Annotated in this window: 33 protein-coding genes and 1 tRNA gene; 32 read left to right on the top strand and 2 right to left on the bottom strand. The window is 65.7% G+C overall.

Annotated features, from left to right (window positions below):
• Nucleotides 1-14: 14 nt before the first annotated feature.
• From mlaD to tatC, 23 genes are all read left to right on the top strand, one after another.
• Nucleotides 15-575, top strand: a complete 561-nt coding sequence (gene mlaD, locus HWX62_RS29605) for an outer membrane lipid asymmetry maintenance protein MlaD (protein WP_175932023.1) — start codon at nucleotides 15-17, stop codon at nucleotides 573-575.
• Between the two features lie 30 nt (nucleotides 576-605).
• Nucleotides 606-1568: a VacJ family lipoprotein gene (locus tag HWX62_RS29600; RefSeq protein WP_175932022.1), complete on the top strand. Its 963-nt coding sequence runs from the start codon at nucleotides 606-608 to the stop codon at nucleotides 1566-1568.
• 110 nt (nucleotides 1569-1678) lie between these two features.
• Complete coding sequence (locus HWX62_RS29595) at nucleotides 1679-2308, top strand: ABC transporter substrate-binding protein (RefSeq protein WP_175932021.1); 630 nt, start codon at nucleotides 1679-1681, stop codon at nucleotides 2306-2308.
• The gene (locus tag HWX62_RS29590; RefSeq protein WP_175932020.1) at nucleotides 2305-2580 is read left to right on the top strand and encodes an STAS domain-containing protein; all 276 of its coding nucleotides are present in this window, start codon (nucleotides 2305-2307) and stop codon (nucleotides 2578-2580) included. The genes HWX62_RS29595 and HWX62_RS29590 overlap by 4 nt, the downstream gene beginning before the upstream one ends.
• A gap of 192 nt (nucleotides 2581-2772) precedes the next feature.
• On the top strand, nucleotides 2773-3699 hold the full coding sequence (locus HWX62_RS29585; protein ID WP_060315500.1) for an ABC transporter ATP-binding protein: 927 nt from the start codon (nucleotides 2773-2775) through the stop codon (nucleotides 3697-3699).
• Nucleotides 3696-4517 carry an ABC transporter permease gene (locus HWX62_RS29580; protein ID WP_244136111.1) on the top strand — a complete coding sequence of 274 codons (822 nt, stop codon included), beginning with the start codon at nucleotides 3696-3698 and terminating at the stop codon, nucleotides 4515-4517. Before HWX62_RS29585 ends, HWX62_RS29580 begins: the two co-directional genes overlap by 4 nt.
• Nucleotides 4518-4571: 54 nt before the next feature.
• A complete protein-coding gene (locus tag HWX62_RS29575) occupies nucleotides 4572-4811 on the top strand; it encodes a BolA family protein (RefSeq protein ID WP_006477131.1) in 240 nt (79 codons plus the stop codon).
• A 14-nt stretch (nucleotides 4812-4825) separates the two neighbouring features.
• Nucleotides 4826-6175: a UDP-N-acetylglucosamine 1-carboxyvinyltransferase gene (murA, locus tag HWX62_RS29570; protein ID WP_175932019.1), complete on the top strand. Its 1350-nt coding sequence runs from the start codon at nucleotides 4826-4828 to the stop codon at nucleotides 6173-6175.
• A complete protein-coding gene (gene hisG / locus HWX62_RS29565; RefSeq protein WP_034209773.1) occupies nucleotides 6172-6825 on the top strand; it encodes an ATP phosphoribosyltransferase in 654 nt (217 codons plus the stop codon). Before murA ends, hisG begins: the two co-directional genes overlap by 4 nt.
• A gap of 24 nt (nucleotides 6826-6849) precedes the next feature.
• A complete protein-coding gene (hisD, locus tag HWX62_RS29560; RefSeq protein WP_175932018.1) occupies nucleotides 6850-8166 on the top strand; it encodes a histidinol dehydrogenase in 1317 nt (438 codons plus the stop codon).
• A 143-nt stretch (nucleotides 8167-8309) separates the two neighbouring features.
• Nucleotides 8310-9383 (top strand): histidinol-phosphate transaminase, encoded by a 1074-nt coding sequence (gene hisC, locus HWX62_RS29555; protein ID WP_175932017.1) that lies wholly within the window; start codon nucleotides 8310-8312, stop codon nucleotides 9381-9383.
• A 65-nt stretch (nucleotides 9384-9448) separates the two neighbouring features.
• Nucleotides 9449-10036, top strand: a complete 588-nt coding sequence (gene hisB / locus HWX62_RS29550; protein WP_151064228.1) for an imidazoleglycerol-phosphate dehydratase HisB — start codon at nucleotides 9449-9451, stop codon at nucleotides 10034-10036.
• 60 nt (nucleotides 10037-10096) lie between these two features.
• Entirely contained in the window at nucleotides 10097-10717 is a 621-nt protein-coding gene (locus HWX62_RS29545) for a YchE family NAAT transporter (RefSeq protein ID WP_175932016.1), read from the top strand.
• Nucleotides 10714-11355 (top strand): imidazole glycerol phosphate synthase subunit HisH, encoded by a 642-nt coding sequence (hisH, locus tag HWX62_RS29540; RefSeq protein ID WP_175932015.1) that lies wholly within the window; start codon nucleotides 10714-10716, stop codon nucleotides 11353-11355. Before HWX62_RS29545 ends, hisH begins: the two co-directional genes overlap by 4 nt.
• A gap of 163 nt (nucleotides 11356-11518) precedes the next feature.
• The gene (gene hisA / locus HWX62_RS29535) at nucleotides 11519-12274 is read left to right on the top strand and encodes a 1-(5-phosphoribosyl)-5-[(5-phosphoribosylamino)methylideneamino]imidazole-4-carboxamide isomerase (RefSeq protein WP_175932014.1); all 756 of its coding nucleotides are present in this window, start codon (nucleotides 11519-11521) and stop codon (nucleotides 12272-12274) included.
• 106 nt (nucleotides 12275-12380) lie between these two features.
• Nucleotides 12381-13154: an imidazole glycerol phosphate synthase subunit HisF gene (hisF, locus tag HWX62_RS29530; RefSeq protein ID WP_175932013.1), complete on the top strand. Its 774-nt coding sequence runs from the start codon at nucleotides 12381-12383 to the stop codon at nucleotides 13152-13154.
• A complete protein-coding gene (hisI, locus tag HWX62_RS29525) occupies nucleotides 13154-13570 on the top strand; it encodes a phosphoribosyl-AMP cyclohydrolase (protein ID WP_175932012.1) in 417 nt (138 codons plus the stop codon). Before hisF ends, hisI begins: the two co-directional genes overlap by 1 nt.
• Nucleotides 13567-13932, top strand: coding sequence for a phosphoribosyl-ATP diphosphatase (locus HWX62_RS29520; protein WP_006485344.1), 366 nt, complete (start codon nucleotides 13567-13569; stop codon nucleotides 13930-13932). Before hisI ends, HWX62_RS29520 begins: the two co-directional genes overlap by 4 nt.
• A gap of 69 nt (nucleotides 13933-14001) precedes the next feature.
• Nucleotides 14002-14394, top strand: coding sequence for a hypothetical protein (locus HWX62_RS29515; RefSeq protein WP_175932011.1), 393 nt, complete (start codon nucleotides 14002-14004; stop codon nucleotides 14392-14394).
• 31 nt (nucleotides 14395-14425) lie between these two features.
• Complete coding sequence (locus HWX62_RS29510) at nucleotides 14426-14791, top strand: histidine triad nucleotide-binding protein (protein WP_175932010.1); 366 nt, start codon at nucleotides 14426-14428, stop codon at nucleotides 14789-14791.
• Between the two features lie 93 nt (nucleotides 14792-14884).
• Complete coding sequence (gene tatA, locus HWX62_RS29505) at nucleotides 14885-15115, top strand: Sec-independent protein translocase subunit TatA (RefSeq protein WP_034209780.1); 231 nt, start codon at nucleotides 14885-14887, stop codon at nucleotides 15113-15115.
• Between the two features lie 26 nt (nucleotides 15116-15141).
• Entirely contained in the window at nucleotides 15142-15672 is a 531-nt protein-coding gene (tatB, locus tag HWX62_RS29500) for a Sec-independent protein translocase protein TatB (protein ID WP_175932009.1), read from the top strand.
• Between the two features lie 41 nt (nucleotides 15673-15713).
• Nucleotides 15714-16502, top strand: coding sequence for a twin-arginine translocase subunit TatC (gene tatC / locus HWX62_RS29495; protein ID WP_175932008.1), 789 nt, complete (start codon nucleotides 15714-15716; stop codon nucleotides 16500-16502).
• A 157-nt stretch (nucleotides 16503-16659) separates the two neighbouring features.
• On the opposite strand, the gene HWX62_RS29490 is transcribed toward tatC, so the two are convergent.
• Nucleotides 16660-17865: a Do family serine endopeptidase gene (locus HWX62_RS29490; RefSeq protein WP_175932007.1), complete on the bottom strand. Its 1206-nt coding sequence runs from the start codon at nucleotides 17863-17865 to the stop codon at nucleotides 16660-16662.
• A gap of 21 nt (nucleotides 17866-17886) precedes the next feature.
• Between HWX62_RS29490 and HWX62_RS29485 the strand changes: the two genes are divergently transcribed.
• The 8 genes from HWX62_RS29485 (at nucleotide 17887) to HWX62_RS29450 (ending at nucleotide 23616) form a co-directional block, all read left to right on the top strand.
• Nucleotides 17887-18633 carry a Nif3-like dinuclear metal center hexameric protein gene (locus HWX62_RS29485; protein ID WP_175932006.1) on the top strand — a complete coding sequence of 249 codons (747 nt, stop codon included), beginning with the start codon at nucleotides 17887-17889 and terminating at the stop codon, nucleotides 18631-18633.
• A 218-nt stretch (nucleotides 18634-18851) separates the two neighbouring features.
• Nucleotides 18852-19472, top strand: a complete 621-nt coding sequence (gene petA / locus HWX62_RS29480) for a ubiquinol-cytochrome c reductase iron-sulfur subunit (RefSeq protein ID WP_006491868.1) — start codon at nucleotides 18852-18854, stop codon at nucleotides 19470-19472.
• Nucleotides 19472-20854: a cytochrome bc complex cytochrome b subunit gene (locus tag HWX62_RS29475; protein WP_175932005.1), complete on the top strand. Its 1383-nt coding sequence runs from the start codon at nucleotides 19472-19474 to the stop codon at nucleotides 20852-20854. Before petA ends, HWX62_RS29475 begins: the two co-directional genes overlap by 1 nt.
• Before the next feature lie 21 nt (nucleotides 20855-20875).
• Nucleotides 20876-21634: a cytochrome c1 gene (locus HWX62_RS29470; RefSeq protein WP_060009428.1), complete on the top strand. Its 759-nt coding sequence runs from the start codon at nucleotides 20876-20878 to the stop codon at nucleotides 21632-21634.
• A gap of 94 nt (nucleotides 21635-21728) precedes the next feature.
• A complete protein-coding gene (locus HWX62_RS29465) occupies nucleotides 21729-22340 on the top strand; it encodes a glutathione S-transferase N-terminal domain-containing protein (RefSeq protein WP_006400565.1) in 612 nt (203 codons plus the stop codon).
• A gap of 71 nt (nucleotides 22341-22411) precedes the next feature.
• Complete coding sequence (locus HWX62_RS29460) at nucleotides 22412-22933, top strand: ClpXP protease specificity-enhancing factor (protein WP_175932004.1); 522 nt, start codon at nucleotides 22412-22414, stop codon at nucleotides 22931-22933.
• Nucleotides 22934-22951: 18 nt separating this feature from the next.
• A tRNA-Thr gene (locus tag HWX62_RS29455) sits at nucleotides 22952-23027 on the top strand.
• A 385-nt stretch (nucleotides 23028-23412) separates the two neighbouring features.
• Entirely contained in the window at nucleotides 23413-23616 is a 204-nt protein-coding gene (locus HWX62_RS29450; protein WP_175932061.1) for a hypothetical protein, read from the top strand.
• Nucleotides 23617-23675: 59 nt separating this feature from the next.
• Here HWX62_RS29450 and HWX62_RS29445 read toward each other — a convergent pair whose 3' ends face one another.
• Nucleotides 23676-24476, bottom strand: coding sequence for a transporter substrate-binding domain-containing protein (locus HWX62_RS29445; protein ID WP_175932003.1), 801 nt, complete (start codon nucleotides 24474-24476; stop codon nucleotides 23676-23678).
• 281 nt (nucleotides 24477-24757) lie between these two features.
• Here HWX62_RS29445 and HWX62_RS29440 point away from each other — a divergent pair, with 281 nt between their 5' ends.
• Nucleotides 24758-25075 carry a hypothetical protein gene (locus tag HWX62_RS29440; protein WP_175932002.1) on the top strand — a complete coding sequence of 106 codons (318 nt, stop codon included), beginning with the start codon at nucleotides 24758-24760 and terminating at the stop codon, nucleotides 25073-25075.
• The last annotated feature ends 51 nt before the right edge of the window (nucleotides 25076-25126 follow it).

Here is a 25126-nt window from a genome sequence, read left to right as displayed (position 1 = left end):
AGCCAAATTTTGGGATGACGATGAAAAAGACTGCTCTCGACTTCTGGGTCGGCCTGTTCGTGGTGGTAGGCTTCCTTGCGGTGCTGTTCCTGGCGCTCAAGGTCGGCAACATGAGTTCGCTGTCGTTTCAGCCGACCTACTCGGTCAGGATGAAATTCGACAACATCGGCGGGCTGAAGCCGCGCGCGGCCGTGAAGAGCGCGGGTGTCGTGGTCGGCCGCGTGAAATCGATCGGGTTCGACACCAACACCTATCAGGCGGTCGTGACGATCGACGTCGACGGCCAGTACCAGTTCCCGAAGGATTCGTCGGCGAAGATCCTGACGTCGGGCCTGCTCGGCGAGCAATATATCGGCCTCGATCCGGGCGGCGACACCGAAATGCTGAAGGCCGGCGACACGATCACGATGACGCAGTCGGCGATCGTGCTCGAGAACCTGATCGGCCAGTTCCTGTACAGCAAGGCGGCCGATGCGGGCGGTGCGAAGCCGGCATCCGGGGCATCGGCGGCACCCGCCGCGCCCGCACCGGTGGCGGTGCCGGCGTCCGCGGTGTCCGGCTCGGCGGCCCAATAACCACACGAGAGAAAACAAGAGGGTAATGACATGCACACGATCCGCATCAGGCACGCCGCGCTGGCGGTAGCGGCAGTCGCCGCGTTGAGCGGCTGCGCGACCGTGCAGACGCCGACCAAGGGCGATCCGCTCGAAGGCTTCAACCGGACGATGTACAAGTTCAACGACACGGTGGACACGTACGCGCTGAAGCCGGTCGCGAAGGGCTACCAGTACGTGGTGCCGCAGCCGGTGCGCGACAGCGTGACGAACTTCTTCTCGAACATCGGCGACGTCTACATCGCGGCGAACAACATCGTGCAGCTGCGGATCGCGGACGGCGTCGGCGACATCATGCGTGTGGTGATCAACACGGTGTTCGGCGTCGGCGGCCTGTTCGACGTCGCGACGATCGCGAAGCTGCCGAAGCACACGGCCGACTTCGGGATCACGATGGGCCGCTACGGCGTGCCGTCGGGCCCGTACCTCGTGCTGCCGCTGCTCGGCCCGAGCACGCTGCGCGACACGGCCGGCCTCGGCGTCGACTACGTCGGCAACCCGCTCACCTACGTGAAGCCGGACGGCCTGAGCTGGGGCCTGTTCGGCGTGAATCTGGTCAACACGCGCGCGAACCTGCTCGGCGCGGGCGACGTGCTGGACGCCGCGGCGCTCGACAAGTATTCGTTCGTGCGCAATGCGTACCTGCAGCGTCGGCAGATGCTGATCAGCAACGCGCGCGGCGAGGCTGCCACGACGTCGAGCAACGACGCGCTGCCGAAGTACGACCTGCCGGAAGACGGCGCGGCACCGGCGGCAGCCGGCGCGGCCGGGACGGCGGGTGCGGCCGCGGTGGGCGGCGCGGCGTCGGCGGGCGCATCGGGCGCGGCGGTTGCTGCGCCGGCCTCGGGCGCGGCCGACATGCCGAACCCGGCCAGCGAGACGAACGTGCCGGCGATGCAGGTGGCGCCGCCGTCGCCGGGCGGGTTGCGGTTCCCGAGCATCCGGCTGCACTGACGGATTTACATTCGTTACAGCCGGAAACGATTCAGTCGGTAGCGTATGCGAACTTGCGCGTAAGCTACCTGCTCCAACCTTCGCATCGACTCTTCATGCAGGTCACTATGATGAAAAAACTGTTCCTGATCCCCGTTTTCGCGGCGCTGTTCTCGTTCGGCAGCGCAGCTCACGCGCAAGTCGACCAGTCGAACCCGCAGGCGCTGATCAAGACGGCGACGCAGCAGGTCCTCGACGAAGTCAAGCAGCAGACGATCAAGCAGGGCGACACCAACCGCATCATCTCGATCGTCAACAAGGACATCCTGCCGTACACCGATTTCCGCCGTACCACGCAGCTCGCGATGGGCCGCAACTGGCGCACGGCGACGCCCGAGCAGCAGCAGCAGGTGCAGGAGCAGTTCAAGCTGCTGCTGATCCGTACGTATTCGGGCGCGCTCGCGCAGCTGAAGCCGGACCAGCAGATCCAGTACCCGCCGTTCCGCGCCGATCCGGCCGATACCGACGTCGTGGTCAAGACGGTCGCGATGAACAACGGCCAGCCGGTCCAGATCGATTACCGCCTGTACAAGACGGCGAACGGCTGGAAGGTGTATGACCTGAACGTGCTCGGCGCATGGCTGATCCAGACGTACCAGCAGCAGTTCAACGAGAAGATCCAGCAAAGCGGCGTGGACGGCCTGATCCAGTTCCTGACGCAGCGCAACCAGCAGCTTGCCGCCGGCAAGCAAGCGTCGTGAGCGGCTTCGAAGCCGGTTCCTCGCTGACCGTCGCGAGCGCGAAGTCCGCGCTCGCGGCCGGTCTTGCACGCATCGACGCGGGCGCGACCGCCGTCGATTGCACGGGGCTGACGCAGTTCGACTCGTCCGCGCTCGCCGTGCTGCTCGCATGGCAACGTGCCGCCAACGCGCGCGGCACCGCCCTCGATATCCTCAATCTCCCCCCGAAGCTCGCCAGCCTCGCGCGCGCCTACGGCGTCGACGCGCTCATCGACGGCACCGGGCGACATTGACCCTGTCCGACCGAAGCCTGCCGCGCCCGCCGGCGCGCGCACGCTTCAGGCCGCGCGCCGCCGGCGCCGGCTCCACCAGCCGGTTTGCCCTATAATCAAGCGTTTTGCGGGGCAGCCAATCGGCGTCCGGCCCCCATTTTCTTTCGCAGCAAGCACAGAATAGGCGTCGCGGCCCTTGCGTCGCGCACAGTCATGTCAGCCATAGAAATCCGTCACGTCAAGAAGCGCTACAAGTCGCTTCAGGCGCTCAAGGGCGTCAGCCTGTCGGTCGAGGAAGGCGAGTTTTTCGGTCTGCTCGGCCCCAACGGCGCAGGCAAGACCACGCTCATCAGTATCCTCGCCGGGCTCGCCCGGGCCGACGAAGGCAGTATCTCGGTGCGCGGTCACGACGTCGTCCAGGACTTCCGCAACGCGCGCCGCGCGCTTGGCGTCGTTCCGCAGGAACTCGTTTTCGACCCGTTCTTCACCGTCCGCGAGACGCTGCGGATCCAGTCCGGCTATTTCGGGCTGCGCCGCAACGACGACTGGATCGATGAAGTGATGGCCAATCTCGACCTGACCGAGAAGGCTGACGCGAACATGCGCGCGCTGTCGGGCGGGATGAAGCGCCGCGTGCTCGTCGCGCAGGCGCTCGTGCACCGGCCGCCCGTGATCGTGCTCGACGAGCCGACCGCCGGCGTCGACGTCGAATTGCGCCAGACGCTGTGGAAATTCATCTCGCGGCTGAACCGCGAGGGTCACACGATCGTGCTGACCACCCATTACCTCGAGGAAGCCGAGTCGCTGTGCGACCGCATCGCGATGCTGCGGCGGGGCGAAGTCGTCGCGCTCGACCGCACCGACGCGCTGCTGCGCCGCTTCGCGGGGCTGCAGCTGTACCTGCGGTTCGCGACCGGCGCGCTGCCGGCCGAGCTGCGCGGGCTGGAGACCGACCCGGCCGCGCGCGCGCCGGGCGAGCACCTGCTGCGCCTCGCGAGCTACGACGAGGTCGAACGCATCCTCGCGCAATGCCGCGCGGCGGGCTGCACGTTCGACGAGATCGAGGTCCGCAAGGCCGACCTCGAGGATGTGTTCGTCCAGGTGATGAACGGGGCCGAGGTGATCGAGGGGCTGGCATGAATCAACACTCCCCACGCGAACTGCGTTCGCTGTCGTCCGAGGGGACGGCCCGGCGCGTGCCGGGAAGCGGGTTCCGAACGCTGTTCTACAAGGAACTGCTGCGTTTCTGGAAAGTGTCGTTCCAGACGGTGCTCGCGCCGATCGTCACGGCGCTGCTGTATCTGACGATCTTCGGCCACGCGCTGTCGGGCCGCGTCGAGGTGTATCCGGGCGTCGAGTACGTGAGCTTCCTCGTGCCGGGCCTCGTGATGATGAGCGTGCTGCAGAACGCGTTCGCGAACAGCTCGTCGTCGCTGATCCAGTCGAAGATCACCGGCAACCTCGTGTTCATGCTGCTGCCGCCGCTGTCGTACCGCGACATCTTCGGCGCGTACGTGCTCGCGTCCGTCGTGCGCGGGCTCGCGGTCGGCGCCGGCGTGTTCGTCGTGACGATCTGGTTTATCCCGATGCACTTCGCGGCGCCGCTGTTCATCATGGCGTTCGCGCTGCTCGGCTCGGCGATCCTCGGCACGCTCGGCCTGATCGCCGGGATCTGGGCCGAGAAATTCGACCAGCTCGCCGCGTTCCAGAATTTCCTGATCATGCCGCTGACGTTCCTGTCCGGCGTGTTCTATTCGACGCATTCGCTGCCGCCCGTATGGCGCGAAGTGTCGCGTCTCAACCCGTTTTTCTACATGATCGACGGCTTTCGTTTCGGGTTCTTCGGCGCGTCCGACATCAACCCGTTCGCGAGCCTGGCGATCGTCACCGGTTTCTTCGTGCTGCTCGCGCTGATCGCGATGCGGCTGCTCGCGACCGGCTACAAACTGCGTCATTGATATCGACAGGCCGCGGCCGCCCAAGGCGGCGCGCGCCGACAGGAGCCTTACACCATGTTGCCGACTCCCGAACAGGTCAAGCAATACATCGCCGGCGGTCTCGCCTGCACGCATCTGGAAGTCGAAGGCGACGGCCAGCATTTCTTCGCGACGATCGTGTCGGCGGCCTTCGAGGGCAAGCGGCCGATCCAGCGGCACCAGCTCGTCTATGCGGCGCTCGGCGATCGCATGAAGCAGGAAATTCACGCGCTCAGCATGAAGACGCTGACGCCCGCCGAATGGCAGAACGCATAAACGGAAATCACTGAGTGCAAGTCACCGTCAACGAGCGCGACGCCGTCCAGAGCGTCGCCACGGCACACCCGGCCGCCAACGGGGAAGCGCAGGGGCAGGGGATGGACAAGCTCGCGATCGAAGGCGGCAACCGCCTGTCCGGCGAGATCGTCGTGTCGGGCGCGAAGAACGCCGCGCTGCCGATCCTGTGCGCGGGGCTGCTCACCGCCGAGCCGGTCGATCTCGACAACGTACCGAACCTGAAGGACGTGCGCACGACGCTGAAGGTGCTGAACCAGATGGGCGTGCAGAGCGAGACCGACGGCTGCCGCGTGCACCTCGACGCGTCGCGCGTCGACAACCTCGTCGCGCCGTACGAGCTCGTGAAGACGATGCGCGCGTCGATCCTCGTGCTCGGGCCGCTGCTCGCGCGCTTCGGCGAGGCGAAGGTGTCGCTGCCGGGCGGCTGCGCGATCGGCGCGCGGCCGGTCGACCAGCACATCAAGGGCCTGCAGGCGATGGGCGCCGAGATCAGCATCGAACACGGCTTCATCGAGGCGCGCGCGAAGCGGCTGCAGGGCGCGCGCATCGTGACCGACATGATCACGGTGACGGGCACCGAAAACCTGCTGATGGCCGCGACGCTCGCCGACGGCGAGACGGTGATCGAAAACGCCGCGCGCGAGCCGGAAGTGAGCGATCTCGCACACTTGCTGGTCGCGATGGGCGCGAAAATCGACGGCATCGGCACCGACCGCCTCGTGATCCAGGGCGTCGAGCGGCTGCACGGCGCGCGCCATTCGGTGATTCCCGACCGTATCGAGGCCGGCACGTTCCTGTGCGCGGTCGCGGCGGCCGGCGGCGACGTGATGCTGACGGGCGTGCGCCCGCACATCCTCGACGCGGTGATCGACAAGCTGCGCGAAGCCGGCGTGTCGATCGAGGAAGGTGACAGCTGGCTGCGCGTGAAGATGGACCGCCGCCCGTCGGCGGTGACGATCCGCACGTCCGAGTACCCGGCGTTCCCGACCGACATGCAGGCGCAGTTCATGGCCCTCAATACGGTCGCGACGGGCACCGCGCAGGTCGTCGAGACCATTTTCGAGAACCGCTTCATGCATGTGCAGGAACTGAACCGGCTCGGCGCGAACATCACGATCGACGGCAACACGGCGCTCGTGACGGGCGTCGAGAAGCTGTCGGGCGCGAACGTGATGGCGACCGACCTGCGTGCGTCGGCGAGCCTCGTGATCGCCGGGCTGCGCGCCGACGGCGAAACGCTCGTCGACCGCATCTATCACCTGGACCGCGGCTACGACCGCATGGAAGCCAAACTGACCGCCGTCGGCGCGAACGTGCGCCGCCTTTCCGGGAGCCAAGCATGAGCGCGCCGCTGACCCTCGCCCTGTCGAAGGGCCGGATTTTCGAGGAAACCCTGCCGCTGCTGGCCGCCGCCGGCGTGCAGGTGGCCGAGGATCCCGAAACGTCGCGCAAGCTGATCCTGCCGACGACCGATCCGAACCTGCGCGTGATCATCGTGCGCGCGAGCGACGTGCCGACCTACGTGGAATACGGCGCGGCCGATTTCGGCGTGGCCGGCAAGGACGTGCTGGTCGAGCACGGCGGCTCGGGCCTGTACCAGCCGATCGATCTGAACATTGCGCGCTGCCGGATGTCGGTGGCCGTGCCGGCCGGTTTCGACTACGCGAACGCGGTGCGCCAGGGCGCGCGCCTGCGGGTCGCGACGAAATACGTCGAAACGGCGCGCGAGCACTTCGCCGCGAAGGGCGTGCACGTCGATCTGATCAAGCTGTACGGCTCGATGGAACTCGCGCCGCTGGTCGGGCTGGCCGACGCGATCGTCGACCTCGTCAGCTCGGGCGGCACGCTGAAGGCGAACAATCTGGTCGAGGTCGAGGAGATCATGGCGATCTCGTCGCGCCTCGTCGTGAACCAGGCCGCGCTGAAGTTGAAGCGCGCCGCGCTCAAGCCGATCCTCGACGCGTTCGAACGCGCGTCGCAGAATGGCGGTTGAGCGCCTCACCGTAACGGAACTCCCATGGCCATCACCATCCGCAAACTCGATTCGACGAGCGACGGCTTCGACGCCGCGCTGCGTGCGCTGCTCGCGTTCGAGGCGAGCGAGGACGAGGCGATCGAGCAGTCGGTCGCGAAGATTCTCGCCGACGTGAAGTCGCGCGGCGACGCCGCGGTGCTCGAGTACACGAACCGCTTCGACCGGCTGGGCGCGAACAGCGTCGCCGCGCTCGAGCTGCCGCAGGACGCGCTGCAGACCGCGCTCGACGGCCTCGCGCCGAAGGCGCGCGCGGCGCTGGAAGCCGCCGCCGCCCGCGTGCGCGCGTACCACGAGAAGCAGAAGATCGAGTGCGGCACGCATAGCTGGCAGTACACGGAGGCGGACGGCACGGTGCTCGGCCAGAAGATCACGCCGCTCGACCGCGTCGGCCTGTACGTGCCGGGCGGCAAGGCCGCGTATCCGTCGTCGGTGCTGATGAACGCGATTCCGGCGCGCGTCGCGGGGGTCGGCGAGATCGTGATGGTCGTGCCGACGCCGGACGGCGTGAAGAACGACCTCGTGCTCGCCGCGGCGCTGCTCGGCGGCGTCGATCGGGTGTTCACGATCGGCGGCGCGCAGGCGGTCGGCGCGCTCGCGTACGGCACGGCGACGGTGCCGGCCGTCGACAAGATCTGCGGCCCCGGCAACGCGTACGTCGCGTCGGCGAAGCGCCGCGTGTTCGGCACGGTGGGCATCGACATGATCGCCGGGCCGTCGGAAATCCTCGTGCTGTGCGACGGCACGACCGATCCGAACTGGGTCGCGATGGACCTGTTCTCGCAGGCCGAGCACGACGAACTCGCACAGTCGATCCTGCTGTGCCCGGATGGCGCGTTCCTCGATCGCGTCGAAAAGGCGATCGACGAGCTGCTGCCGACGATGCCGCGCCAGGACGTGATCCGTGCGTCGCTCGAGGGCCGCGGCGCGCTGATCAAGGTGCGCGACATGGCCGAGGCGTGCCGGATCGCGAACGACATCGCGCCGGAACACCTCGAAATCTCGGCGCTGGAGCCGCAGCAATGGGGCCAGCAGATCCGCCACGCGGGCGCGATCTTCCTCGGCCGCTACACGAGCGAGAGCCTCGGCGACTACTGCGCGGGCCCGAACCACGTGCTGCCGACGTCGCGCACCGCGCGCTTCTCGTCGCCGCTCGGCGTGTACGACTTCATCAAGCGTTCGAGCCTGATCGAGGTCAGCGCGGAAGGCGCGCAGACGCTCGGCGAGATCGCGTCCGAGCTCGCGTACGGCGAAGGGCTGCAGGCGCATGCCAGGAGCGCCGAGTTCCGCATGAAGGGTTGACCGCGCGGTTCGCGCGGGGCCGGGGCGGGCGCCGATGCACCGCCACGGCGGCACCCCGGATCGACGCAGGAGACGAGGGCAGGGCGGCAGCCGCCGCCTTGCCGACCATTTGATGCCGGCGCGATGCACGCCGGCTTGAGACCATGACGACGCCACAAGACATCATCCGCCGCGACGTGCTCGCGATGACGAGCTACCCGGTGCCCGACGCGAGCGGGTTCGTGAAGCTCGACGCGATGGAGAACCCGTATCCGCTGCCGGAGCCGCTCGCCGCGGCGCTCGGCGAGCGTCTCGCGCAGGTCGCGCTGAACCGCTATCCGGCGCCGCGCCCGGCCGCGCTGCTGGACAAGCTGCGTCGTGCGATGGGCGTGCCGGCCGGCTGCGACGTGCTGCTCGGCAACGGCTCCGACGAAATCATCAGCATGATCTCAGTCGCATGCGCGAAGCCGGGCGCGAAGGTGCTCGCACCGGTGCCGGGCTTCGTGATGTACGAGCTCTCGGCGAAGTTCGCGCAGCTCGAGTTCGTCGGCGTGCCGCTGAAGGCGGACCTGACGCTCGACGCCGACGCGCTGCTCGCGGCGATCGCCGAGCACCAGCCGGCGATCGTCTATCTCGCGTATCCGAACAACCCGACCGGCACGCTGTACGACGATGCCGACGTCGAACGGATCGTCGCGGCCGCGCGGCACAGCCTGGTCGTGATCGACGAGGCGTACCAGCCGTTCGCCGAGCGTTCGTGGCTACCGCGCGCCGCCGAGTTCGACAACGTCGTCGTGATGCGCACGGTGTCGAAGCTCGGCCTCGCGGGCATCCGCCTCGGCTATCTCGTCGGCACGCCCGCGTGGCTGAACGAATTCGACAAGGTGCGCCCGCCGTACAACATCAACGTGCTGACCCAGGCGAGCGCCGATTTCCTGCTCGACCACCTCGACGTGCTCGACGCACAGGCGGCCGAATTGCGCGCGGAACGCGCGCGCCTCGCGCAGGCCGTGGCCGCGCTGCCGGGCGCGACGGTGTTCCCGAGCGCCGGCAATTTCCTGCTGGTGCGCGTGCCGGACGCGGCTGCCGTGTTCGATGCGCTGCTCACCGAGCGGGTGCTGATCAAAAACGTGAGTAAAATGCATCCATTACTGGCCGAATGCGTGCGGCTGACCGTCGGTTCTCCCGACGAAAACGCCCGCCTGCTGGCCGCCTTGAAACTCGCGCTGCCCGGTTGAGCCCAGGGCGCGGCGGCGCGCGACGATCAATCCCCATTTACATCAGACTCGATCAAGGAATTGCCATGCGTGTGGCGGAAGTCGTTCGCAATACCAGCGAAACGCAGATCCGTGTGAAGCTCGATCTCGACGGTACGGGCCGGCAGAAGCTGGCCACCGGCGTGCCGTTTCTCGACCATATGCTCGACCAGATCGCGCGGCATGGTCTGATCGATCTCGAGGTCGAAGCGCATGGCGATACGCATATCGACGATCACCACACGGTCGAGGACGTCGGCATCACGCTTGGCCAGGCCGTCGCGAAGGCTGTCGGCGACAAGAAGGGCATCCGCCGCTACGGCCATTCGTACGTGCCGCTCGACGAGGCGCTGTCGCGCGTCGTGATCGACTTCTCGGGCCGGCCGGGCCTCGAATTCCACGTGCCGTTCACGCGCGCGCGGATCGGCACGTTCGACGTCGACCTGTCGATCGAATTCTTCCGCGGGTTCGTGAACCACGCGGGCGTCACGCTGCATGTCGACAACCTGCGCGGGATCAACGCGCACCATCAGCTCGAAACGGTGTTCAAGGCGTTCGGCCGCGCACTGCGCGCGGCGGTGGAGCTCGACGAGCGCGCGGCCGGGCAGATTCCGTCGACGAAGGGCAGCCTCTAACTTCCGAACGGGCGACGCCAAGGACAACCTCACGGCTTCGGCGCGGCGCGCCGGCGTGCGATGGATCTGCTCAAATCGTTCATTTCGCTGCTCGCGCTGATCAATCCGGTCGGCGCGGTGCCGTTTTTCCTGAGCCTGACGGCGCAGCAGACGGACGGCGAGCGGCGGCGCACGATCCGGATCGCGTCGGTGTCGGTATTCTGCGTGATGACGGTGACCGCGCTGCTCGGGCAGCAGATCATCAACTTCTTCGGCATTTCGGTCGGCTCGCTCGAAGTGGGCGGCGGGATCATCATGCTGCTGATGGCGATCAACATGCTGAACGCGCAGATCGGCAACACGCGATCGACGCCCGAGGAGCGCGACGAAGCCGAGCTGAAGGACAACATCGCGGTCGTGCCGCTGGCGATTCCGCTGCTCACGGGCCCCGGCTCGATCAGCACGGTGATCATCTATGCGGCGAACGCGCATCACTGGTATGAGCGGGCCGGACTGGTCGCGATCGGCGCGGTCCTGGCTTTTCTGTGTTTCGTCGCGATGCGGCTCGCCGAGCCGATCGCGAACTGGATCGGCCGCACCGGCATCAACATCGCCACGCGGCTGATGGGTCTGATGCTGTCGGCGCTGGCGGTGGAATTCATCGTCAATGGACTGAGGGCGCTACTGCCTGCACTGAGATGAAAACTTCGATTGCGATTGTGGATTATGGGATGGGCAACCTGCGCTCGGTCGCGCAGGCGCTCAAGAAGGCCGAACCGGCCGCCGACGTGGCGATCGTCGACACGCCGGCCGCGATTCGCGCGGCCGATCGCGTCGTGCTGCCCGGCCAGGGCGCGATGCCCGACTGCATGCGCTGCCTCGGCGAATCGGGCCTGCAGGAGGCCGTGATCGAGGCGTCGCGCACGAAGCCGTTGCTCGGCGTGTGCGTCGGCGAGCAGATGCTGTTCGACTGGAGCGCGGAAGGCGACACGAAGGGCCTGGGCCTGCTGCCCGGCAAGGTCGTGCGCTTCGCGCTCGACGGCCGGCTGCAGGACGACGGCTCGCGCTTCAAGGTGCCGCAGATGGGCTGGAACCGCGTGCGCCAGGCGCAGCCGCACCCGCTGTGGGACGGCGTGCCCGACGACGCGTATTTCTACTTCGTGCACAGCTATTACGTCACGCCGGACAATCCGGCGCACACGGTCGGCGAAACGGCCTACGGCGCGCCGTTTACGTCCGCGGTCGCGCGGGACAACCTCTTCGCGACCCAATTCCACCCGGAGAAAAGCGCGGGGGTCGGGTTGCGTCTGTATCGCAACTTCGTACACTGGAAACCGTAAACGTGGTGCGCGAGCCACAGTCGACCTGGCCGAAAGGCCTGTCGCACGGGGCGCTCCCGCCTAAGCGCCGAAAGAGTTGTACTAAACTAGCGAGACGGCGCGGCACCGGTTTGGCCGGTACGCGCCTGATTCTTTTCATTTTCCACGACGACACCCGATTGCTATGTTGCTGATTCCGGCCATCGATCTCAAAGACGGTCAGTGTGTGCGCCTCAAACAGGGCGATATGGACCAGGCCACGATTTTCTCCGAGGACCCGGCGGCGATGGCCCGCAAGTGGGTCGATCTCGGCGCCCGGCGGCTCCATCTCGTCGACCTGAACGGCGCATTCGCCGGCAAGCCGAAGAATCTCGAGGCGATCGAAGCGATCCTCGACGAAGTCGGCGACGAAATTCCCGTGCAGCTCGGCGGCGGCATCCGCAGCCTCGAGACGATCGAGAAGTATCTCGACGCCGGCCTGTCCTACGTGATCATCGGCACCGCGGCCGTGAAGAATCCGGGCTTCCTGCAGGACGCATGCACCGCGTTCTCGGGCAACATCATCGTCGGGCTGGATGCGAAGGACGGCAAGGTCGCGACCGATGGCTGGAGCAAGCTGACCGGCCACGAGGTGATCGATCTCGCGAAGAAGTTCGAGGACTACGGTGTCGAATCGATCGTCTACACGGACATCGGCCGCGACGGGATGCTGCAGGGCATCAACATCGAGGCGACCGTGAAGCTCGCGCAGGCGGTCGGCATTCCGGTGATCGCGAGCGGCGGCCTGTCTAACCTCACGGACATCGAGAGCCTGTGCGAAGTGGAAGAGCACGGCGTCGAAGGCGTGATCTGCGGCCGTGCGATCTACTCCGGCGATCTCGATTTCGCGGCCGCGCAAAAGCGCGCGGACGAACTGAACGGCGAGCTCGACAACGCGTGACCGCGGGTGTCCCGCTCGCCGGGGCTGCCAGCAGGCGGCCCCGACCGGAAGCCTCGCGCGAGGCTTCCGCAACCGGCCGTCCCAGCGCGGCATTTGGCGCAACATCATGGCTCTAGCTAAACGCATCATCCCCTGCCTGGACGTGACTGCCGGGCGTGTCGTCAAGGGCGTCAATTTCGTCGAGCTGCGCGACGCCGGCGACCCCGTCGAAATCGCCCGCCGCTACGACGAACAAGGTGCCGACGAACTCACGTTCCTCGACATCACCGCGACCTCCGACCAGCGCGACCTGATCCTGCCGATCATCGAAGCCGTTGCGTCGCAGGTGTTCATTCCGCTGACCGTCGGCGGCGGCGTGCGCGCCGTCGAGGACGTGCGGCGCCTGCTGAACGCGGGCGCGGACAAGGTCAGCATGAATTCGTCGGCGGTCGCGAACCCGCAGCTCGTGCGCGACGCGGCCGACAAGTACGGCTCGCAGTGCATCGTCGTCGCGATCGACGCGAAGCGCGTGTCGGCCGACGGCGAAGCGCCGCGCTGGGAAGTGTTCACGCACGGCGGACGCAAGAACACGGGCCTCGACGCGATCGAATGGGCGCGCAAGATGGCCGAGCTCGGCGCCGGCGAGATCCTGCTCACGAGCATGGACCGCGACGGCACGAAGTCGGGCTTCGACCTCGCGCTCACGCGCGGCGTGTCGGACGCGGTGCCGGTGCCGGTGATTGCCTCGGGCGGCGTCGGTTCGCTGCAGCACCTGGCCGACGGCATCAAGGACGGCCGCGCCGACGCGGTGCTGGCCGCGAGCATCTTCCACTACGGCGAGCACACGGTCGGCGAGGCGAAGCGCTTCATGTCCGACCAGGGCATCCCGGTGAGGCTGTGATGAATACCGAAACGAAATCCTTGCCCGCGTGGCTCGACAAGGTCCGCTGGGACGACAACGGCCTCGTGCCGGTGATCGCGCAGGAAGCGTCGACGAACGACGTGCTGATGTTCGCGTGGATGAACCGCGACGCGCTCGCGAAGACGATCGAGACGCAGCGCGCGGTCTACTATTCGCGTTCGCGCAAGCGCCTGTGGTTCAAGGGCGAGGAGTCGGGCCACGTGCAGCACGTGCACGAGGTGCGGCTCGACTGCGACGAGGACGTCGTGCTGCTGAAGGTCGAGCAGGTGTCGGGCATCGCATGCCACACCGGCCGGCATTCGTGCTTCTTCCAGAAATTCGAAGGCACCGTCGACAACGGCGACTGGGTCGCGGTCGAGCCGGTGCTGAAAGACCCCGAACACATCTACAAATGACGCAATCGACCGAAGACACGCTGCTGCGCCTCGCGGCCGTGATCGACAGCCGCAAGGGCGGCGATCCCGATCAATCGTACGTGTCGCGCCTGTTCCACAAGGGCGACGACGCGGTGCTGAAGAAGATCGGCGAAGAGGCGACGGAAGTCGTGCTGGCCGCGAAGGACGTGCGCCAGGGCGGCGCGCCGACCGCGCTCGTCGGCGAGGTGGCCGACCTGTGGTTCCACTGCCTCGTGATGCTGTCGCATTTCGACCTGAGCCCGGCCGACGTGATCGCCGAACTCGAGCGTCGCGAAGGCTTGTCGGGCATCGAGGAAAAAGCGCTGCGCAAGCGCCGCGAGCGCGAGGAAAACGGCGGGTAACACGCAGGCCCGCCGCGGTGGCAACAGTGCGGTAAGCTGTAAGAATTGTCATCTGACGGGGGTAGCATCATGAACGATACGTCGAACCAGTTCCCGACGCCGGCGGTACCGGGCGCGGCGGATGCCGAACGCCTGAACGGGCTGCGCACGCTGACCCACGTGCTGTACGGCCTCTATGCGATTCACTGGCTGACGGGCGGCGTCACGGGCATCGTCGCGATCATCATCAACTACGTGAAGCGCGGCGACGTGGCCGGCACGCCGTACGCCGATCACTTCGAATGGCAGATCCGCACGTTCTGGCGCGCGCTGATCGCTTACGTGATCGGCTTCGCGCTGATGTTCGTCGCGATCGGATTCGTCGTGATGTTTGTCACATGGATTTGGACGCTGTACCGTATCATCAAGGGTTGGCTGTACCTGAACGACAACAAGACGCTCGATCCGCAGGCGTGGTTCTGATCGCCGCGCACGGGCGTTTCGCAGGAGCAACATGAGTCACGATCCGAATTGCCTGTTCTGCAAGATCGCGGCAGGCGAGATCCCGAGCACCAAGGTGCACGAGGACGACGAATTCGTCGCGTTCCGCGACATCCGCCCGGCGGCCGAGACGCACGTGCTCGTGATTCCGCGCCGGCACGTGCCGACGCTGTCGGCGGCGAACGACGCCGATGCGCCGATGCTCGGCCGGCTGATGCTGCTCGTCGCGCGTCTGGCCGACCAGTTGGGCGTCGCGTACACGGGCGGCGAAACCGGTTTTCGCACGGTGATCAACACGGGCCCCGGCGGCGGGCAGGAGGTCTACCACCTGCACGCGCACATCCTGGCCGGCCCGCGCCCGTGGCAGCGGATGGGTTGACGCAGCGGGGCGTTTCCCCGCATCGATAGTCGAAGCCGGCGCGCCGCCGGCGATTTGCGCCGCGACGCGGCGTGGTTGAGGAGAGGTTTCATCATGGGTGGATTGAGCATTTGGCACTGGCTGATCGTGCTGCTGATCGTCGCGCTGGTTTTCGGTACGAAGAAGCTGCGCAACATCGGCAACGATCTCGGCAGCGCCGTGAAGGGTTTCAAGGACGGCATGAAGGAAGGCGAAACGCCGGCGGATGCGCAGCAACTGCCGCGTTCGGGCACGGTCGACGTCAACGCGAAGGAAACGACGCGTTCCGATTCGAACAAGGCGTAACGCCGGCACGCTGACAGGCATTCGCGATGCTGGATCTCGGTCTTTCGAAGATGGCGCTGATCGGCGTCGTCGCGCTCGTGGTGCTCGGCCCCGAGCGCCTGCCGCGCGTCGCGCGTACGGCAGGCGCGCTGTTCGGCCGCGCGCAGCGGTACATCAACGACGTGAAGGCCGAGGTCTCGCGCGAAATCGAACTCGACGCGCTGCGGACGATGAAGACCGATTTCGAAACGGCCGCGCGCAATGTCGAGACGACGATTCACGACAACCTGCGCGAGCACGAGAAGGAACTGAACGACACGTGGCATTCCGCGGTCGGCGGTCTCGACGGGGCTTCCGGCGACGCCGGCGCCCTTGGTTCCGATACGCCCGCGGCGCCGTCGTGGCGCGGCAGTACGCCCGCGCTTGCGCCGAAGCGTCGCAACTGGCGCATCAAGCAGGCGGCCACGCCTGTCTGGTACAAGCGCGCGACCACCCGCCGCACGCACGTGCAGTCGGGCGCCGCGCGCGTCGCGCGCCATCGGCCGGCCAGCCTGCGCCGGCCGACGCGCTTCTTCTGAGTCGAGCGCATGCTCGCTCGTCAATCCTACCGAGGGCCGGTGTGAGCGACCCCCAGCAGAACCCGGGCGACGCCCCGGAAGAAACTTTCATTTCCCATCTCGTCGAGCTTCGCGATCGCATCATTCGCGCGGGGCTGGCGGTGATCGTCGTGTTCCTCGGGCTCGTCTACTGGGCGCCGGACATCTTCAAGCTGCTCGCGCGGCCGCTGATGGACAACCTGCCGAAAGACGGCAAGATGATCGTCACCGACGTCACCGGCTCGTTCTTCGTGCCGATGAAGGTCACGATGCTCGTCGCGCTCGTGATCGCGCTGCCGGTCGTGCTGTACCAGATCTGGGCGTTCGTCGCGCCAGGGCTGTACCAGCACGAGAAGAAGCTCGTCGCGCCGCTCGTCGGCAGCAGCTACTTCCTGTTCCTGTGCGGGATGGCGTTCGCGTACTTCCTCGTGTTCCCGACGATCTTCCGCGTGATGGCGCACTACAACGCGCCGCTCGGGGCCGAGATGACGACCGACATCGACAACTACCTGAGCTTCGTGCTGGGGATGTTCATCGCGTTCGGGGTGACGTTCGAGGTGCCGATCGTCGTCGTGCTGCTCGTCCGGATGGGCGTGCTGTCGCTGAAGAAGCTGAAGGAGATGCGGCCCTACGTGATCGTCGGCGCGTTCGTGGTCGCGGCGGTCGTCACGCCGCCGGACGTGTTCTCGCAGCTGATGCTCGCGCTGCCGCTCGTCGTGCTGTTCGAGATCGGGCTGCTGGCCGCGCGATTCTTCGTGCCGAAGAAGCCGATAGAAGAGGGCGAGGCGGGGAACGGCGAAGCCGCGGGTTGACGGCGGGCGGGGTGTCGGGCGGTTTTCGGGCAGGATGTCCGGTCCGGTTCATCGTTTGAGGCAAAGCAAAAGGGCAGCCAGCCGGCTGCCCTTTTCCATTTCCGCGGTGCATCACAACGCATCGCGACCGGCAGGCGGCGCGCCGCCTGCCCAATCCTCATTCGCTATCGCTGTCCTGCTCGTCGAGCGTCTGCTTCGGCGGCGGCGGGCGCTTGCCGATCACGACGTTCACGTCGAGCTGCTTGCCCTTGCGGACGACGTGCACCTTGGTCGGCGTGCCCGGCTTGATCTGCGCGACGGTGTTCAGCAGCTTCGTCGTGTCGGTGATGTCCTCGCCGTTGACGCTCACGAGGATGTCGCCCGGCTTGATGCCCGCCTTGTCGGCCGGCCCGCCCTGCAGCACGCCCGCGACGATCGCGCCCGATTTCTGCTGAAGCCCGAACGACTCGGCGATCTCCGGCGTGACGTCCTGCGGCTCGACGCCGATCCAGCCGCGCGTGACCGAGCCCGTCGTGATGATGCTTTCGAGCACCGTGCGGGCGGTCGAGACGGGAATCGCGAAACCGATGCCGAGCGAGCCGCCCGAGCGCGAGTAGATCGCGGTGTTGATGCCGAGCAGGTTGCCGTTCACGTCGACCAGCGCGCCGCCGGAGTTGCCGGGGTTGATCGGCGCGTCGGTCTGGATGAAGTTCTCGAACGTGTTGATGCCGAGGTGATTGCGGCCGAGCGCGCTGATGATCCCCATCGTGACCGTCTGGCCGACGCCGAACGGGTTGCCGATCGCGAGCACGACGTCGCCGACGCGCGACTGGTCGGAGCGGCCGAGCGTGATCGTCGGCAGGTTCGTCATGTTGATCTTCAGCACGGCGAGATCGGTTTCGGGATCGCTGCCGATCACCTTCGCGGTGGCCGTGCGGCCGTCGGCGAGCGCGACCTCGATCTGGTCGGCGCCGTCCACGACGTGCTGGTTCGTTAGAATGTAACCTTCAGGGCTCACGATAACGCCCGAGCCGAGGTTGGCGGCAGGCTCGTCCTGCTGCTTGCGGGCGTTGCGGTCGCCGAAGAAGTAACGGAACAGCGGATCCTTCGCGCGCGGGTCGGGCGGCAGCGACCCGTCCTTGCTGGAGAACACGTTGACGACGGCCGGCATCGCCTTCTGCGCGGCTTCGGCATACGACGTGGTCGCCGGTGCGCCGCCGATGCCCGGCGCGACCTCCCGCAGCGCGACGATCGGCGTGGCGAGCTGCTTGCCGAGCTGTCCTTGCCGTTGCAGCCATTGCGGCTTGAGCGTCACGACGATGAACATCAGCGCGAGCAGCACGGTCACCGCCTGCGCGAAGAACAGCCAGAAGCGTCTAAGCATCTGAATGGATTAGAGGTTTATATGGATCGGATCGAACTTGAATTGTACTTGAACAATACCCTTGAAACCGCGCGCTTCAAGGACTATTGCCCGAACGGCCTGCAGGTCGAAGGGCGCCGCAAGATCGAGAAGATCGCCACCGGCGTGACGGCGTCGGTCGCGCTCCTCGAAGCCGCGCTCGAATGGGGGGCGGATGCCGTGCTCGTCCATCACGGCTATTTCTGGCGCAACGAGGCGCCGCAGATCACCGGCCGCAAATATCAGCGCCTGAAGCTGCTGCTCGCGAACGACCTGAACCTGTTCGCGTTCCACCTGCCGCTCGACGCGCATCCCGAATTCGGCAACAACGCGCAGCTCGGCGAGAAACTCGGGCTGATCGGCGAGCAGCGGTTCGGCGACGGCGATCTCGGCTGGATGGCCACGCTGCCGATGCCCGTCACGCTCGAGCACTTCGTCGCGAAGGTCGAGCACACGCTCGGCCGCACGCCGCTCGTGCTCGGCGATCCGGACACGCAGTTGCGCCGCATCGCGTGGTGCACGGGCGCCGCGCAGAGCTATTTCGACGCGGCGATCGACGCCGGCGCCGACGTGTTCCTGACCGGCGAGGTATCCGAGTCGACCACGCACGCGGCGGCGGAGAGCGGCGTCGCGTTCGTTGCGGCGGGGCACCATGCGACCGAGCGCTACGGAATCCAGGCGCTGGGGCGCCACCTATCGGAAGAATTCGATCTCGAGCACCTTTTTATCGATATTCATAATCCGGTCTGAGCAACGGATTTGCGGCGGTGCATCGAAATTTCGCAATGTAGCATTCGCTTAAAAGCGAAATGATTTAATCGCTCCGATAGTGGGGGATAACCCTTAACTATCAAACACTTCGAAGGGATTTTCATCTCCGGGCCTTGTAAATGGCGACTCCATTCGAGCAAACTAGCGGCGGAATGGAAAGTCGTGACGGAAAATCCAACTCAGAAGTGGGGCGTGTGATGCGAGACAAGGAAGAGAAACGCGTCGACAGCGGCCGCCGTACCTGGCTGATTGCGACATCCGTAGCAGGTGGCGTAGGAGGCGTCGCCACCGTCATACCTTTCGCGGCGTCGCTTGCGCCGTCCGCGAAAGCGAAAGCGGCCGGTGCGCCGGTCGAGGTCGATATCAGCGGCCTGAAGCCCGGCGAAATGGTCACCGTGCCGTGGCGCGGCAAACCCGTCTGGATCCTGAATCGCACCGATTCGATGCTGGCCGACGTGGTCAAGGCCGACAAGGAAGTGGCCGATCCGGCCACGAAATCCCCGTATTCGATGCCGTTGCCCGCGTATTGCGCGAACGAATATCGGTCGCGGGCCGATCGCAAGAACATTCTCGTCGTGATGGCCGTGTGTACGCACCTCGGCTGCACGCCTAGTCAACGCTTCACGCCGGGTCCGCAGCCGAACCTGCCGGACGACTGGCCGGGCGGCTTCCTGTGCCCGTGCCACGGTTCGACCTACGACCTCGCCGGCCGTGTGTTCAAGAACAAGCCGGCGCCTCAGAATCTCGACATCCCGCCCTACATGTTCACGTCGGCGACGACCCTCGTGATCGGCAAGGACGAGAAAGGAGAAGCGTGATGGCCGCCGACAACAAGGAAGTCTCCACGACAGGTTTCACCGGCTGGATCGACCAGCGCTTCCCGCTCACGTCCACCTGGAAGAAGCACGTATCCGAGTACTACGCGCCGAAGAACTTCAACTTCTGGTACTTCTTCGGCTCCCTTGCGCTGCTGGTGCTCGTCAACCAGATCGTCACGGGCATCTTCCTGACGATGAACTACAAGCCCGACTCGATGCTCGCGTTCGCGTCGGTCGAGTACATCATGCGCGAGGTGCCGTGGGGCTGGCTGATCCGCTACATGCACTCGACCGGTGCATCGATGTTCTTCGTGGTCGTCTACCTGCACATGTTCCGCGGGCTGCTGTACGGGTCGTACCGCAAGCCGCGCGAACTCGTGTGGATCTTCGGCTGCGCGATCTTCCTGTGCCTGATGGCCGAGGCGTTCTTCGGCTACCTGCTGCCGTGGGGCCAGATGTCGTTCTGGGGCGCGCAGGTGATCGTGAACCTGTTCTCGGCGATCCCGTTCGTCGGTCCGGACCTGTCGCTGTGGATCCGCGGCGACTACGTCGTGTCCGACGTCACGCTGAACCGCTTCTTCGCGTTCCACGTGATCGCGATTCCGCTCGTGCTGGTCGGCCTCGTCGTCGCGCACCTGGTCGCACTGCACGAAGTGGGGTCGAACAATCCGGACGGCATCGAAATCAAGGCGAAGAAGGACGAGAACGGCATTCCGCTCGACGGCATCCCGTTCCACCCGTACTACTCGGTGCACGATTTCCTCGGCGTGTGCGTGTTCCTGATGGTGTTCGCGCTGATCGTGTTCTTCTCGCCGGAGATGGGCGGCTACTTCCTCGAGGCGAACAACTTCGTCCCGGCGAACCCGCTGCAGACGCCGCCGGAGATCGCGCCGGTCTGGTACTTCACCGCGTTCTACGCGATGCTGCGCGCGACCACCGATCCGTTCAAGATCGTGCTGATGATCGTGATCGCGCTGCTCGGCGTGCTCGCGCTGATCCGCGCGCGCGGCAAGTGGAAGGTCGGGCTGCCGGTGCTGGCTGCCGCGATCGTCGTGTTCATGTACCTGACGGAGTCGAAGTTCTGGGGCGTCGTCGTGATGGGCTCGGCGGTGATCACGCTGTTCTTCCTGCCGTGGCTCGACCGCAGCCCGGTGAAGTCGATCCGCTACCGGCCGCTGTTCCACAAGGTGTTCCTCGGGATCTTCGTCGCGGCGTTTCTGACCCTCGCGTTCCTCGGCACGCGGCCGCCGTCGCCGGCGGCGACGCTGATCGCGCAGTGCTGCGCGTTGATCTACTTCGCGTTCTTCCTCGGCATGCCCGTCTGGACGCCGCTTGGCACGTTCAAGCAGCCGCCGGAACGGGTGCGCTTCAAGCCCCATTAACGTGAGCGAGGAGAGAACGACATGAAGAAACTGCTTTCGACACTCGCGCTGATCGGGGCGACGGCCTGTGCGCTGCTGGCGGCGCCGGCCGTGCGGGCGGAGGGTAATTTTCCGCTCGACCGGGCGCCCGATAACACGGAAAATCTCGTTTCGCTTCAGCACGGCGCGCAATTGTTTGTAAACTATTGCCTGAACTGCCACAGCGCGAACCTGATGCGCTACAACCGTCTGACGGATCTGGGCATATCCCAGAAGGAGATCGAAAAGAATCTCCTGTTCACGACCGACAAGGTCGGGAACACGATGTCCGTCGCGATGCGGCCCGACGACGCGAAGAACTGGCTCGGCACCACGCCGCCCGACCTGTCGGTCGAGGAGCGCGCGCGCGGCCGCGACTGGCTGTATACGTATCTGCGGAGCTTCTACCGCGACGATACGCGGCCGACCGGCTGGAACAACGCGGTGTTCGAGAACGTCGGCATGCCCCATGTGTTGTGGCAACTGCAGGGGCAGCGCGTTGCCAAATTCGAAGACAAGACGGACGAGGAGACGGGCGAGAAGGCTCACGTGCTCGTCGGCTTCCAGCAGGTCACGCCGGGCACGCTCTCGTCGCCCGACTACGATGCTGCGGTGGCCGACCTGGTGGCCTATATGACGTGGATGTCCGAGCCGGCCCAGCAGACCCGCAAGCGCCTCGGCGTGTGGGTGCTGATCTTTCTCGGTGTCCTGACTTTCCTGGCCTGGCGGCTGAATGCCGCGTACTGGAAAGATATCAAGTAAACACGCCTGACCGGCGTGGGGCCGGCGCAAGGCGGAGCCCGTGAAAGGGGTTTCGCCGCGTGCCGGCCCTCGGCTTTTTTGAGGAAACGCAAATATGATGGTTCTGTATTCCGGCACAACTTGCCCGTTCTCCCAGCGTTGCCGGCTGGTGCTGTTCGAGAAGGGCATGGACTTCGAAATCCGCGACGTCGACCTGTTCAACAAGCCGGAAGACATTTCGGTGATGAACCCGTACGGTCAGGTGCCGATCCTGGTCGAGCGCGACCTGATCCTGTACGAATCGAACATCATCAACGAGTACATCGACGAGCGCTTCCCGCATCCGCAACTGATGCCGGCCGACCCGGTGCAGCGCGCACGTGCGCGCCTGTTCCTGCTCAACTTCGAGAAGGAACTGTTCGTCCACGTCAGCACGCTCGAGAACGAGAAGGGCAAGGCGGCGGAGAAGAATCACGAGAAGGCGCGCCTCGCGATCCGCGATCGCCTGACGCAGCTCGCGCCGATCTTCGTGAAGAACAAGTACATGCTCGGCGAAGAGTTCTCGATGCTCGACGTCGCGATCGCACCGCTGCTGTGGCGCCTGGATCACTACGGCATCGAGCTGTCGAAGAACGCCGCGCCGCTGATGAAGTATGCCGAACGGATCTTCAGCCGTCCGGCCTACATCGAAGCACTGACGCCGTCCGAAAAGGTCATGCGTCGTTAATGTTGCAATGAAGGCATGACGGAGCGGGCGGCGCGGCGTGCCGCGCGCCCGCTCCGGGTTCGAGGATTGTGATGCAAGAGATTTCAACGAAGCCTTATCTGCTGCGCGCGTTGTACGAGTGGTGCACCGATAACGGTTACACGCCGCATATCGCGGTGAGGGTCGACAACTCGACGCGCGTGCCGCGTCAGTTCGTGCGTGACGGCGAGATCGTGCTCAACATCAGCTTCGAGGCGACGAGCCAGTTGCAGATGGGCAACGAGTGGATCGAGTTCACGGCCCGGTTCTCCGGGAAGGCGCACAAGATCGAGATTCCGGTGGCCAACGTGCTCGCGATCTATGCGCGCGAGAACGGGCAGGGCATGGCGTTCCAGGTCGATGCGGTCGCGGGCGAAGGCGAGGATTCGGGCGCGTTCGACGATGACGCCGTGCCGGCCGACGATGCGCAGCGTGACGAGCCTGCATCGCCGTTGGCGCCGGTCGCCGACAGCGGCGCGAACGAGGAGCCGTCCGAAGGCGCCGACGAACCGCCGAAAACCGACGGCGACGGCTCGAAAGGCGGCAGCAGACCTCGCCTCAAGATCGTGAAATGAGGTAGAATCTCGCGCTACGCCGGCTTAGCTCATCTGGTAGAGCAGTTGATTTGTAATCATCAGGTGGCGGGTTCGAGTCCTGCAGCCGGCACCATATTCAACGAAGGGCCGGGAGATTTTGTCTCCCGGCCCTTCGTCTTTTCTGCGCTGCACTTCTCGCGTTTCAAGAGCGGCAATCGACCTTCCCGTCGTGCTGGAACGTGACGGCGTCAGCCCTTCGCAAATGCGTTCCATGCGGTCAGGCAATCGCTGTCACGCCCGCGTCACGGTGCACCCCTAACGTTGCACGTTCCCATCTTGGCGACATCGCCGGATCGGGGCCGCGCGCAACCTGCCGGCGACGACGTGCCCGCGTCGCATGCAGACACAACCGGGATCTCGCTCCTGGCGCCGCAGCGGTCATGCATCGCACCATTTCATTCGAAAACACGGTCGACGCCGGTCCGGACCGGATCGCGGACGATCAGGAGACAGGGACCATGCTGAGCCCGCATGAATTCTCGATGCTGCTGCGCATTGCACGTGCGCCGGACAGCGTCGATCAATCGAATCCCGCCTTCGCCGTGCTGGTCGAAAAGCGGCTGGTGGACGCGACGCAGGTGCGCATGAATGCGATGGCCGTACGTCCGGCGCTGACGCCGATCGGCCAAATGCTGCTCGCGCGCTTCGACGAAGCGGCTTGAGGAAGCGCGTCACGCCCTCATCGATACGGAAGGCATGACGCGCCGAAACGCCGAACCGCTTACTGCGCGACCGGCACTGTCACGTCGCTGCCGAACCAGTGTGTCGAGATCCTCTTCAGCGTGCCGTCCTTGCGCAGCGAATCGAGCGCATCGTTGATCGCCTTCTCGAACTTCGGATTGCCCTTGCGGAACGGGATCGCCATTTCCTGCTTGCCGCCGTTCAGCACCGCGCCCGCGCGCAGCGGCAGGTTCGACGTCTTGATCATGTACGGCAGCATCAGGCGGTCGTCGAGCGTCGCCTCGATCCGGCCCGCGGCGAGGTCGCGCAATTTCTCCGGCGCGCCCGGATACGTCTGCACCTCGATGCCGGGCACGGTGCGCGCCATCTGGTCGTAGTTGGTGCCGAGCGTCACGCCCAGCTTCTTGCCCTTGAAATCGTCGAGCGACTTGAAGTTGCGCGTGTCGTCCTTGCGCTGGATCAGTTGCGCGGCAGAGTACGTGTACGGCTCGCTGAAGTCGAGTGCTTCCTTGCGTTGCGGCGTGATCGTGACCTGGTTGACGATCACGTCGAACTTGCCGGCCTGCAGGCCGGCGATGATGCCGCTCCATTCGGTCGGGATGAACTGCGTCTTCACGCCGAGCTTGCCGGCGACCGCGTTCGCGATGTCGACGTCGAAACCCTCGAGCTGGCCGGACGTGCCGCGCGAGTTGAACGGCGGATACGTGCCTTCGAGGCCGACGCGCAGCACGCCGGCTTTCTTCACGGAATCGAGCAGGTCTTCCGCATGGGCGGCGACGGCCGTGAAGCCGAGGGCCGACGCGAGCAGCAGGCCCGACAGCAGGAACTTCGAACGTTTCATCGCAGATCTCCAGGGTTCAGTATCGTGGGGTGAGCGCCGGGTATCGGTCGGACCCGGGGCCGGCCGGAATGCGGGCACGTAGACACTACTCGCAACCGCGCCGCGCCGGAAGTCGAATTGGCCCTGATTGCAATCGATTTCACCGCGAACGAGTGACGCGATGCGTCATCTGACGCGCGCCGGGAGGCGGGCGGGCGAGGAATTGGCATAATCACGCCCTGCCGCGGGTGGCTCGCGGCCGATGCAACGCAATCATCAATCCGGATACCACCGCAATACTCATGTCGACCGACTCCCCGACCGCAGCGTCGCTCCACCATATTCTCGAACGTCCCGGCGATTTCTCCGGGTGGCTTTACCTGCCGCCGATGCCGTGGACGCTCGACACCGACGGGGAGTTCCTCGAAGACGCCGATGACGCGGAAGCCGACGTTGCGCCCGCCATCGCGGCTCAACCCGGCTGGAAAGTCACGCTCGACAGCGCGACGATCGAGGACATCGTGATCAACGCACACGATCAGGTCGACGAGCCGAGCGTCGCACAATTGCTGGACGCGTTTGTCTTCTACGTCGAGAACGACGCATTCATCCTGTTCTGATGCTGCGCCGCCGGCACGGCGCCGATCCACGGTTATGCTGGCAACCTGGCT

Source organism: Burkholderia sp. BCC0506 (assembly GCF_902833145.1).
Taxonomy (GTDB): Bacteria; Pseudomonadota; Gammaproteobacteria; order Burkholderiales; family Burkholderiaceae; genus Burkholderia.
Note: the sequence above shows the minus strand (reverse complement) of the source record. Positions and strands in the feature narration are given on the sequence as shown.